Raw genomic sequence first — 10,738 nt, 5'->3', positions numbered from 1 at the left:
GAGGCTGAGGTCATGCCGTCAGGCCCTGGCGGCCCGACGCGTCCGACAGGAGCAGCCCGGTGGTGACCACCCAGCGCACGATCGTCCTCGGCAACCCGTCCGCGTCGCGGCGGCGGCGCTCGGCCGCGGCTGCGGCTGCCCTGCTGGCGGCGGCGGTCGCCGCGGTCGCGGTGGCGGCCTGCAGCAATTCCCCGTCCAAGGGGGGCGCCGCCGCGCCGACCCCTGGGGCGGAGATCTCCAGGATCGCCGGGTCGGCTGCGGCGGTCGCCTCGGCGCATGCCGCCTCGGCGGCGGCCAAGGCGTCGGAGGCGGCCGGTGCGATCGCCTCCCAGGCGCAGGCGCAGGCCTCCGTCGTCCAGTCCGCGGCGGCGTCCTTCGCCTCGGTGCACTCCTCCGTGCTGGCCTCGGTGTCGGCGGGAGCGGCGTCCCTGGAGGCGCGGGCCCGGGCCTTCGAGGCGTCGGTGGAGGCCAGGGTGAAGTCAGGCCGGGCGTCGGCCTCGGCCGCCCTCAAGCCGGTCACCGGGAGCGGCAACGCGGTCGCCGACGTACGGCTCACCGGGGTGCCCACCGCCGCCACCGGCGGTCGTCCGGGGGCCTCGGTGGCGATCACCAACCACGGCCGGGACACCGCCTCGTACGCCGTCCAGGTCGACTTCGTCGACGCCTCAGGCAAGACGGTGGAGTCGGCGGTGGTCGGAGCCCAGGACCTGGCCGCCGGTGCCACCGTGACCAAGCTGGCCTTCGCCGCCCACCCGGCCACCGGAGCGACCACGCCCAAGATCGCCAAGGCACAGCGCTACTGAGCGCCCCGCGGGCCGCCGCCGGGCCGGGCGGTGGGCCCGGCCCGGCGGCGGCCCCAGAGGGTGAGCTCGGTCGGACGGTGAGCTCGGTCGGACGGTGAGCTCGGTCAGACGGTGAGCTCGGCGGGCACCGCGGCCAGCGCCTCCTGGACGGCCGCCACCAGCCGGCGGGCGGACTCAGCCGTCAGTTCCAGGGCGACCCGGGCCGAGGGACCCTTGCTGGGATCGGCGAAGTCGATGTTGAGGGTGTGCTCGGCCATCGCGTGCACGGGGTGGTCGAAGTACACCGTCACGTCCGAGACGTGGAACCAGGCACCGCCCGGCCCCTTGGCGCTGCCGTCGACGCTGTCCTTGACCGTGGTGTAGGTGCACATCGTCAGGCCCCCAGGTGCTTGCTGAAGAAGGCGGAGATCCGCTCCCAGCCGTCGTTGGCGGCGGCCACGTTGTACGAGGGGCGGTCGACGGCGAAGAAGGCGTGCCCGGCGCCCTCGTAGCTGTGGAACTCGAACTCCTTGCCGTTCGCGGTCAGGGTCTGCTCCAGCTCCGCGACCTGCTCGGGACCGGGGAACTTGTCCTCGGCGCCGAACAGCCCCAGCAGCGGTGCGCGCAGCTCCGGCAGCCGGTCCACCAGGTTGGTGACCTTCAGCGGGAAGCCCTCGGGCGGGTTGCCGGTGACGAAGGCGCCGTAGCAGTCCACCGCGGCGTCCACATCGAGGCTGCAGGCGGCCAGCACCGTCTGCCGTCCGCCGGAGCAGTAGCCGATCACGCCGACCCTGCCGTTGGAGCCGTCCAGTGCCCGCAGGGCCGCTGCGGCACCCGCCACGTCGCCCACCAGCCGGTCGTCCGGCACTCCACCGGCGGCGCGGGCCACCGCGGCGGCGTCGTCGGGGGCCGCGCCCGGGGCCTCCCGGCTGTACAGGTTGGGGCAGATCGCGTCATAGCCGAGCTCGGCGAACCGGCGGACGATCTCCTTGGTGGCCCGGTCGTAGCCGGGCATGTGGTGGATGACGACCACGCCGCCGCGCCGCTGCTCGCCCTGCGGGCGGGCCAGGTAGGCCTCGATCTCGTCGCCCTGGTGCCCGGCGATCCGGACGGTCACCGCGCTGAGGCTGTCGCTCATGGGAACACCCGCTTCGGTCATAAGTGTGGACTGATAAGCCTATCCTGATGTTCGGGCTCCACGGAGGCGGCACGTATCGCGGAGGGCCCGCCAGGGGTCGCCGGTACGCGGTCCTCCCCAGTCCGGCCGGAGGAGGACACCGCTCACACGCTCTCCGCGGCAGGCCGGCCCGCGCCCGGCGCCCGCCTCCGGCGGCGGAGCCGGTCAGGGGCACCGTACTGCGGGAAGTCGCCGCTGCGACAAGATTTCTGACGGTACGTCCGGAGCAGACTCCTCCGGTTCCATACCGGGAACGTCCGTTCACCGTCTGTTCACCGCGAACCGGCCGGCGCGCAGTGTCCCGTGAGAACACTCCCTGCGTGAGACGCATATTCTCAGTGGCCCTCGCGGTCCTGTTGGCCGGCGGCATCATGGCCGCCGTCCTGGTGGACCGGGACAAGGGGCAGAGCACGGCGACGACGACCGTGCGAGGGGTCATCGGGTCGGAGAAGGCGGACTTCTTCGCAGACCCCGACGTGGTGCGGGCGTTCGCCGACCACGGACTGACGGTCCGGACCGAGACGTCCGGTTCATGGGCGATGGACAGCCTGGACACCAGCGGCTACGACTTCGCCTTCCCCAGCAGCAGCGCACCCGCAGACGCACTCCGCAGCAGGTCGAAGGACCCCGGCGGACCGCTGCGGCCCTTCTACTCACCCCTGGTGGTGGCCGCTCACCGGGACGCCGCCGAGGTACTGGCCGCCAACGGCCTGGCCACCCTGCAGAGCGGGCAGCCCGGCATCCTGCGCATGGACGCCTATCTGAAGGCGATGCAGAAGAACACCACCTGGCAGCAGCTGAGGGGCTCCGCAGCCCACAGCGAGCTGACCGGCACCCTCTTCGTCACCAGCACCGACCCGCTCTCCTCCAACTCCGGGGCGCTCTACCTGGCCGCCGCCTCCTACGTGGCCAACGGTGGTGCGGTGGTCGCCGACAGCCACGGGGTGGCGGCCACCGCGCCCCTGCTGCACAAGCTGATCGCCGTCCAGGGCGCCCAGCAGTCCAGCAGCGACGCGCCCTTCCGCGACTTCCTCAGCGGGGTCGGCAATCCGCTGGTGCTGGTCTACGAGTCCCAGGTGGCGTCGCTGCTGGTCCGGCACCAGGCCGGGGAACTCGGCGACCTGGTGCTGCTCTACCCGGACACCACGGTCTCCAGCGACCACACCCTGGTGCCGTTCACCGGGAACGGCAGGCGCGTCGGCGAACTGCTGCGCGACGACCCCCGGCTGCGGCAGCTGGCGGTGCGGTACGGGTTCCGGCCGCAGGGTGACACCAAGGAGTTCAACGCGGCGGCCGCGCCGTACACCGCGTACCTCAACCAGAAGCTGACCGGTGTCCGGCAGGCGCCCGTGCCCACCTCCGCGGTGATGCACGAGATCGCGCGCCGGGCCCGCGACGAGAAGTAGGAGCCGGCATGACCACCCCTGACGACTCACCGCTGGTCCTCACCCCGCCGGAGCCGGTCGCACCGGTCCCCAAGGAACGGGCATCCGGCCTGGTGCCGCTGGCCGACGGCGTACGTGCCGACATGGAACGCCGCGCCGCCGCCTATGTGGACGGCCTCGCCGGCCTGGACGCCCGCAGCCCCGAGTTCGCCTCCCGGCTGGGCGAGATCGCCTCCCTGGGCAGCGCCGACATCCGCGCCGCCGCCCAGCAGTCCAACCGGATGCTGGAGCGCACCGTGCGCTCCCTCTCCGGCGGACCCGGGTCCGACGCCGGCTCCCGGGTGTCCGCGGGTCTGGTCGAACTGCGCCGTACCGTCGAGGACCTCGACCCCGCGGACAGCCCCGGCCGAGGCGCCCGCCGGCTGCTCTCCCGACTGCCCGGCGGCAACCGACTGCGCGACCACGTCGCCCGCTACGCCTCCGCACAGGCCACCCTGCAGCGGATCGTCGGCAGCCTGCGCAGCGGCCAGGACGAACTGCGCCGCGACAGCGCCGCCCTGCACACCGAGCGCACCCGCCTGTGGGAGGCCATGGGCAGACTCCAGGAGTACGCCGTCCTCACCGACGCCCTGGACACCGCCGTCGAGCGGCGCATCGCCGAGACCGAGGCCGGCGACCCGCAGCAGGCCGAGGCACTCCGCGCCGACCTGCTCTTCCCCGTCCGGCAGAAGCACCAGGACCTGCTGACCCAGCTCGCCGTCTGCGCCCAGGGCTACCTGGCGATGGACGTGGTGCGCCGCAACAACGACGAGCTGGTCAAGGGCGTCGACCGGGCCGCCACCACCACCGTGACCGCGCTGCGCATCGCGGTGATGCTCGCCTCGGCCCTGGACAACCAGCGCAAGGTCGTCGAACAGGTCAACGCGCTGCGCGGAACCACCGAGGACCTCATCCGGGGCAACGCGGAGATGCTCGCCGGCCAGAGCGGCGAGATCCAGCGGATCGCCGCCGACCCGGCGGTCGGGGTGGAGACCCTGCGCGGCGCCTTCCAGCAGATCTACCGGACGCTGGACGCCATCGACACCTACAAGGCCCAGGCCACCGAGACCATGGCGGCCACCGTCTCCACGCTCACCGCCGAACTCCAGGACGCAGGAGCCCGGCTGGAGCGCAGCCGGGCACTCACGGAACTGGAGGGCGGGGCCGGATGAGGACCGTACCGCGCATCGCGGCCGCCGCCGCGCTCGCCGGGCTGCTGCTCACCGGCTGCACGGGCGGCGGTTCCGGCGGCGGCTCCGGCGACGGCCAGGGCGGGCAGCGCACCGCCCGACCGCAGCCCGGGACGCTCCGGGTGCTCGCCGGCAGTGAACTCTCCGACCTGGAGCCGGTGCTGAAGGCCGCGGAGAAGGCCACCGGGGTGAAGGTGGTCCCCACCTACAGCGGCACCCTGGACGCCGTCCAGCAGATCGCCTCCGGGCAGGCCGACCGCAGCTACGACGCGGTGTGGCTGCCCTCCGACGACTATCTGCGGCTGCACCCCGAGGCTGCCCGGCGGATCGGCTCGGAGACGCCCGTGATGACCTCGCCGGTCGCCCTGGGGGTGCGCCCCGAGGCCGTCCGCAGGCTCGGCTGGGACCCCGGAAAGGTCACCTGGGCGCAGATCGGCCAGGCCGTCACCGAGGGCCGGCTGACCTACGGAATGACCGACCCGGCCCGCTCCAACTCCGGCTACTCCGCACTGGTGGGCCTCGCCTCCGCGCTCTCCGGGGCGCAGTCCGCGCTCACCGAGCAGGACGTCCGGCACGCGGCGCCCGCCCTGAAGCGGTTCTTCGCCGGCCAGAAGCTGACCTCCGGCTCCTCGGGCTGGCTGGCCCAGGCCTACGCCCGGCAGGGCTCGGTGGACGCGCTGATCAACTACGAGTCGGTGCTGCTGTCGCTCAACCGCGACAGCCACACCGACCTCACGGTGATCCGCCCGGTCGACGGGGTGGTCACCGCCGACTATCCGCTGACCCTGCTGGCCTCCGCCGGCACCGACCAGCGGACCGCGTACACCGCACTCACCCGCTATCTGCGCAGCCCCGGGGCACAGCAGGCGATCACCCGGCAGACCCTGCGCCGCCCCGTGGTCGCCTCGGTCGCACCCGACCCGCGACTGCCCGCCGGGCGCCGCCGCGAACTGCCCTTCCCCGGCAGCCGCGCCGTCGCGGACGGACTGCTGGACAGCTACGAGAACCAGCTGCGCCGCCCCTCGCGCACGGTGTACGTGCTGGACACCTCCGGTTCCATGGACGGCAGCCGGCTGAGCCGGCTCAAGACCGCCCTCGCGGGTCTGACCGGCACCGACGCCGCGCCGGGCGAACGCTTCAGGGACCGGGAGGAGGTCACGCTGATGCCCTTCGCCGACACCGTGAAGGGCGTGCTGGGCCACACCGTGGAGGAGGGCCGGCGGCAGCAGGCGCTGGACGCCATCCGCGCCGACGCCGACGCCCTGCGGGCCGACGGCGGCACCGCGATCTACAGCAGCCTCCAGGAGGCCTACCGGTATCTGGGGCAGCGCGCCGATGAGGCCGGCGGCGACCGGTTCACCTCCATCGTGCTCATGACCGACGGTGAGAACACCGCGGGAGAGAGCGCCGACGACTTCAACGCCTTCTACGCGGCCCTCCCCGCGGACCAGCGGTCCGTCCCGGTCTTCCCGATCCTCTTCGGCGACTCCGACCGGGCCGAGCTGCAGCACATCGCCGACCTCACCGGCGGCCGGCTGTTCGACGCGGTGGGCAGCTCGCTGAGCGGTGCCTTCGAGGAGATCCGTGGTTACCAGTAGAAACTCCCGGCGGGGCCCGGCGGCCTATCTGGAGTCCCGCAAGAACCTCACCGGCTGCACCCTCGCCATCGGGGGACTGGTGCTGTACTTCACCGGCGTGACCGGCTCCCTGTGGCCGCTCGTCGTTGCCGGGCTCTACGGCGTCGGCGCACTGCTGGCCCCACCCGAGCGGCCGCCGGCGCCGGACTTCCCCGCACCCGAGGAGCAGCTCTCCGCGCTCCGCGGCGACCTGGCCGCGCTCCGCGCCTACCTGGTCGAAGCCCAGCTGGAGAGCCGCTTCTCCGGCCTGCTGGAGCGGCTGGCCGCACTGCTGGACCCGGAACGCGGCGGCGACGTCCTGGCCGGCGACCCGGAGGCGCTGCACGCCCTCTCCCGGACCATCCGGCAGGACGTGCCCGAGGCGGTCGACGCCTGTCTGCGAGCCCGTTGGTGGAACCGCCTCACCCCCGGCGCCGAGGCACCCGAGCGGCAGCTGGACCGGCAGGCGGCGCTGCTCACCGAGGAGGCCGACCGCCTGGTCGCCACCCTGCGTGAGGCGGAGGAGCGCCGGCAGCACATCCACACCCGCTATCTGGAGCAGCGCCGCCCCTGGGCCGGGGACGACCGTCCCGACCTGTCCCTGCCGTAGCGCGACGACAGGATTCACCGTCAGAAGGACTGCTTACCGGTGCAGTTGGTTCACTGGAGTGCATGACGCCCACACGGTTCGAGTCCGTCACCCCCGACCCGATCGCCTACCTCGACCGGCTCGCCGCGAGCGACCTCGGCCGCGCCTACAAGGAACGTATGCTCGCCGAGCTCGGCGTCCGTCCGGGCCACACGGTGGTCGACCTCGGCTGCGGACCCGGCACCGACCTCGGTGCGCTCGCCGAGGCCGCCACCGCGACCGGCAGGGTGATCGGTGTCGACCGCGACCAGGCCGCCGTCGACACGGCGAGGACCCGCAGCGCGGACCGGCCCACCGTCACCGTCCGACTCGGCGACGTCCACGACCTGCCGCTGGCCGACGGCACGGCCGAGCGCGCCCGCACCGACCGGGTGCTGCAGCATGTCGCCGACCCCGCCCGGGCGCTCCGCGAGGCCCGCCGGGTGCTGCGGCCCGGCGGCCGGCTCGTCATGGGAGAGCCCGACTGGCAGACCCTGACCGTCGACCACCCGGACGGCGACCTGTCGCTGGCCTACACCGGATACGTCACCGGCCGGGTGGTGCGCAACGCACGTATCGGCAGCCGGCTCCCCCGGCTGGCGGAGGAGGCCGGGTTCGACGTCACCGCCGTCGTGCCGGTCACGCCGGTGTTCCGGGACGCCCGGGCCGCGGACGCGATCCTCGGACTGGAGCGCACCACCCGGCGGGCCGTCGCCGACGGCCACTTCACCGAGGAGGCGGCGCGGCGCTGGCTGGACCACCTCGCCGTCGGGCCCTTCCTCGCATCGGTGGTCTTCTATGTCGTCGTGGCGGAGGTGCGCCCGCAGCCGGCCCCGCAGTGACCGCTTACGGCCCCGGGCCGCCGCCGCCCGGAGCCGTAAGCGGCTGTATGGCCCACGTCACATCCCTCCCGTGTCACGAACGGACCGGCAGCTTCCATCTGGTGGTCGTCAACGAACGGCGGAGGAGGCGGAACGATGAGCGCAGACCAGAATGCGGCGGCCGTGCACCGGGTGGTGGTCCTGGGGGCCGGTTACGCGGGTATGGCCGCGGCGGTCCAGCTCGCGGCCCGGGTCGGGCACCGCGGGGACGTCCAGGTGGTGCTGGTGAATCCACAGGAGCGGTTCACCGAGCGGCTGCGGATGCACATGGCGGCGACCGGGCAGCCGCTCCGGGAACTGAACATCCCGGACCTGCTGGAGGGCACCGGCGCGCAGTTCGTACGCGGCTGGGTGACGGCGGTGGACGTGGACGCCAGGACCGTCCGGGTCGACGACGACCGGGTCCTGGGCTACGACACCCTGGTGTACGGGCTGGGTTCGGTGGCGGACCCGGCGGCGGTGCCGGGCGTGGCGGAGCACGCGTACACCCTGGACAGCGCCCAGGACGCGGAGCTGCTGGCCGGCCGGCTGGCGGGGCTCGGCAGCGGCACCGTGGTGGTCGCCGGTACCGGGCTCACCGGGGTCGAGTCGGCCGCGGAGATCGCCGAACGCCACCCGGAACTGGACGTCGTCCTGCTGGGCCGGGGCGAGCCCGGTGCGGCGATGCACCCCGGGGCCCGGGCGTATCTGCGGTCCGCGCTGGAGCGTCTGGGGGTCCGGGTGCGCAGCGGGGCCGAGGTGGCGGCGGTGCTGCCCGGCGCGGTCGAGCTGACGGGCGGGGAGCGGATCGCCGCGGACGCGGTGCTCTGGACCGGCGGCACCCGGGTCTCGCCGCTGGCGGCCGCCGCCGGACTGGCCGTCGACGAGCGGGGCCGGGTCGTCACCGGCGCCACGCTGCGGTCGGTGTCGCACCCGGAGGTGTACGCCGTGGGCGACGCCGCCGCGATCCGCCAGGGCTACGGCGTCATGCACGGGACCTGCCAGGGCGGGATGCCGACCGGGGTGCACGCCGCGGTGTCCATCGTCCGTACGCTGGACGGCAAGCAGCCCAGGCCTTTCCGCTTCGGCTACTACCACACCCCGGTGAGCCTGGGCCGGCACGACGCCGTGGTGCAGTTCACCCGCCCCGACGACAGCCCGCGGCGCCTTTTCCTGACCGGCCGTCCGGCGGTGCGGTACAAGGAGACGGTGACCGCTTCCCCCTGGCCCACCTACGGGCGTATGCGGAGGATGCCCGCCTCGGGCGCGTTCTGGCCCCGCGGCGGCCGCTTCACCAGGGTCCGGGAGGCGGGGTGACCCGGCAGCAGCTCCTGGACCAGCAGGTCTTCGACCAACATCGCGGCCTGCTGTTCTCGGTGGCGTACCGTCTCCTCGGCACCGCCGCCGATGCCGAGGACGTGGTCCAGGACGCCTGGATCAAGTGGTCGGCGGCCCCCCGGTCGCAGGTGGACGACCCCAGGGCCTACCTGGCGCGGATCGTCTCCAACCTGGCGCTGGAACGGTTGCGCTCCACCCGGCACAGGCGCGAGGTCTATGTGGGGCCCTGGCTTCCGGAGCCCGTCCTCACCTGCCGCGACACCGCGGAGGCCGTCACCGACGCCGAGTCGGTGTCGATGGCGATGCTGGTGGTGCTGGAGACGCTGAGCCCGCTGGAGCGGGCGGTCTTCGTGCTGAGGGAGGTCTTCGACTTCAGCCATGCCGAGATCGCGGCGGCGGTGGAGCGCTCGGAGACCGCGGTACGGCAGGCTGCGCACCGCGCCCGCGAGCACGTACGGGCCCGGCGGCCGCGCTTCACGGCGGACGGCGCCCGGCAGCGCGCGGCCACCGAGCGGTTCTTCGCCGCGGCGACCGGCGGTGACGTCAACGCCCTGATGGAGCTGCTGTCCCCGGACGTCACCCTGTGGACCGACGGCGGCGGCAAGGTCCGCCAGGCGCTGCGCCCGGTGGTGGGTGCGTCCACGGTGGCGGCCTGGTTCGCCGCCATGGGCACCGTCACCTACCAGGGTGTGGAGCCCGCCGACATGAGGGCGGAACTCGTGGAGATCAACGGCGGTCCCGGGCTGCTGTTCAGCGGACCGGGACGGGTGGTCGCCACGGTCACCTTCGACGTCGGCGCCGACGGCCGTATCGCCGCCATCCACAATGTGGCCAATCCCGACAAACTCCATGCCGTCGCCGCCGGCATCCGGCATGACCTTCGACGGTGATCCCGGAGGGGATCCGGGGCGCCCGGGGTTCGGCCCGTCAGGGGTGACGGGGAAGCGGCCCGTGGGGGTCGGGGATCGCCAAGTCGCGTTCTGATAAAGGAAGTTCGCGTGGACACGATTTCTCCACGAAACCCTCCGCGAACGTCCGTTCGCATGCCATCATCGCGACGAGCAGACGACGATCACCGCCGGCGCACCACGCGAGCCACCCAGTCGCACGGTGCGCCAGGGCACAAGGAAGGACGACTCCCCGGATGGGCAGACCCGTTCCCCCGCACCTCCGCGCCAGGACACTGCACCGACTGCTGGGCCCCGCCACCGCGGTCGCCGCAGGAGCCGCCCTTGTCGCCGGTGCCGTACAGACGCCGCCCCCGACCGGGGGCGCCGCCCCGGCCGCCGCCCCGGTCGCGGCGGTGAGCTGCGCCGCAGGGGTGTGGAAGGCCGACTACTACGCCAACACCACCCTCACCGGCACCCCCCGCAAGTCGCTGTGCGACAGCTCCATCAACGAGAACTGGGGCAACGGTCACCCGGCCGGGATCTCCCTGCCCAACGACCACTTCGGTGTGCGCTGGACGATGCGCCGCAACTTCGGCGGCGGCGGCCCGTTCCTGCTGCGGACCGCGGGCCAGGACGGCGTCCGCGTCTGGGTCGACAGCAAGGGCTACGTCAACCTCTGGCACAACTACGCCTCCACCCAGCGCGCCACGGTCAAGCTGGCCATGCCCGCGGGGACGCACACCGTCCGGGTCGACTACGCCGCCGTCACCGGCGCTGCCAACGTCGCCGTCAGCCTCGCCCCGACCACCCCGGACAAGGTCGCGCCCCTCGCC

11 protein-coding genes are annotated in these 10,738 nt (G+C 73.5%); 9 read left to right on the top strand and 2 right to left on the bottom strand.

Features of this window, described 5'->3' with window-relative positions:
• The first annotated feature begins 59 nt into the window (after window positions 1-59).
• A complete protein-coding gene (locus tag AOK09_RS07290; protein WP_055586297.1) occupies window positions 60-803 on the top strand; it encodes a hypothetical protein in 744 nt (247 codons plus the stop codon).
• 104 nt (window positions 804-907) lie between these two features.
• Here the strand turns inward: AOK09_RS07290 and AOK09_RS07285 are convergent, their stop codons facing one another.
• Both AOK09_RS07285 and AOK09_RS07280 read right to left on the bottom strand, forming a co-directional pair.
• Window positions 908-1,174, bottom strand: a complete 267-nt coding sequence (locus AOK09_RS07285) for a DUF6295 family protein (RefSeq protein ID WP_055586296.1) — start codon at window positions 1,172-1,174, stop codon at window positions 908-910.
• 2 nt (window positions 1,175-1,176) lie between these two features.
• On the bottom strand, window positions 1,177-1,920 hold the full coding sequence (locus AOK09_RS07280; protein WP_055586295.1) for a dienelactone hydrolase family protein: 744 nt from the start codon (window positions 1,918-1,920) through the stop codon (window positions 1,177-1,179).
• Between the two features lie 410 nt (window positions 1,921-2,330).
• Here AOK09_RS07280 and AOK09_RS07275 point away from each other — a divergent pair, with 410 nt between their 5' ends.
• The 8 genes from AOK09_RS07275 to AOK09_RS07240 all read left to right on the top strand — a co-directional run.
• On the top strand, window positions 2,331-3,365 hold the full coding sequence (locus AOK09_RS07275) for a substrate-binding domain-containing protein (RefSeq protein WP_055586324.1): 1,035 nt from the start codon (window positions 2,331-2,333) through the stop codon (window positions 3,363-3,365).
• A gap of 8 nt (window positions 3,366-3,373) precedes the next feature.
• Window positions 3,374-4,555, top strand: coding sequence for a toxic anion resistance protein (locus AOK09_RS07270; protein ID WP_055586294.1), 1,182 nt, complete (start codon window positions 3,374-3,376; stop codon window positions 4,553-4,555).
• The gene (locus tag AOK09_RS07265) at window positions 4,552-6,171 is read left to right on the top strand and encodes a substrate-binding and vWA domain-containing protein (RefSeq protein WP_055586293.1); all 1,620 of its coding nucleotides are present in this window, start codon (window positions 4,552-4,554) and stop codon (window positions 6,169-6,171) included. Before AOK09_RS07270 ends, AOK09_RS07265 begins: the two co-directional genes overlap by 4 nt.
• Entirely contained in the window at window positions 6,158-6,799 is a 642-nt protein-coding gene (locus AOK09_RS07260) for a hypothetical protein (protein ID WP_055586292.1), read from the top strand. The genes AOK09_RS07265 and AOK09_RS07260 overlap by 14 nt, the downstream gene beginning before the upstream one ends.
• 62 nt (window positions 6,800-6,861) lie before the next feature.
• Window positions 6,862-7,659 (top strand): methyltransferase domain-containing protein, encoded by a 798-nt coding sequence (locus AOK09_RS07255; protein WP_055586291.1) that lies wholly within the window; start codon window positions 6,862-6,864, stop codon window positions 7,657-7,659.
• Window positions 7,660-7,794: 135 nt separating this feature from the next.
• On the top strand, window positions 7,795-8,994 hold the full coding sequence (locus AOK09_RS07250) for an NAD(P)/FAD-dependent oxidoreductase (RefSeq protein ID WP_055586290.1): 1,200 nt from the start codon (window positions 7,795-7,797) through the stop codon (window positions 8,992-8,994).
• Complete coding sequence (locus tag AOK09_RS07245) at window positions 8,991-9,905, top strand: RNA polymerase sigma-70 factor (RefSeq protein ID WP_055586289.1); 915 nt, start codon at window positions 8,991-8,993, stop codon at window positions 9,903-9,905. Before AOK09_RS07250 ends, AOK09_RS07245 begins: the two co-directional genes overlap by 4 nt.
• A 254-nt stretch (window positions 9,906-10,159) precedes the next feature.
• Window positions 10,160-10,738: PA14 domain-containing protein (locus AOK09_RS07240; RefSeq protein ID WP_245687159.1), on the top strand; the 579-nt coding region annotated here is incomplete at its 3' end.

This window comes from Peterkaempfera griseoplana (assembly GCF_001418575.1).
Lineage (GTDB): Bacteria > Actinomycetota > Actinomycetes > Streptomycetales > Streptomycetaceae > Peterkaempfera > Peterkaempfera griseoplana.
This window is presented reverse-complemented; position numbering and strand designations above follow the sequence as displayed.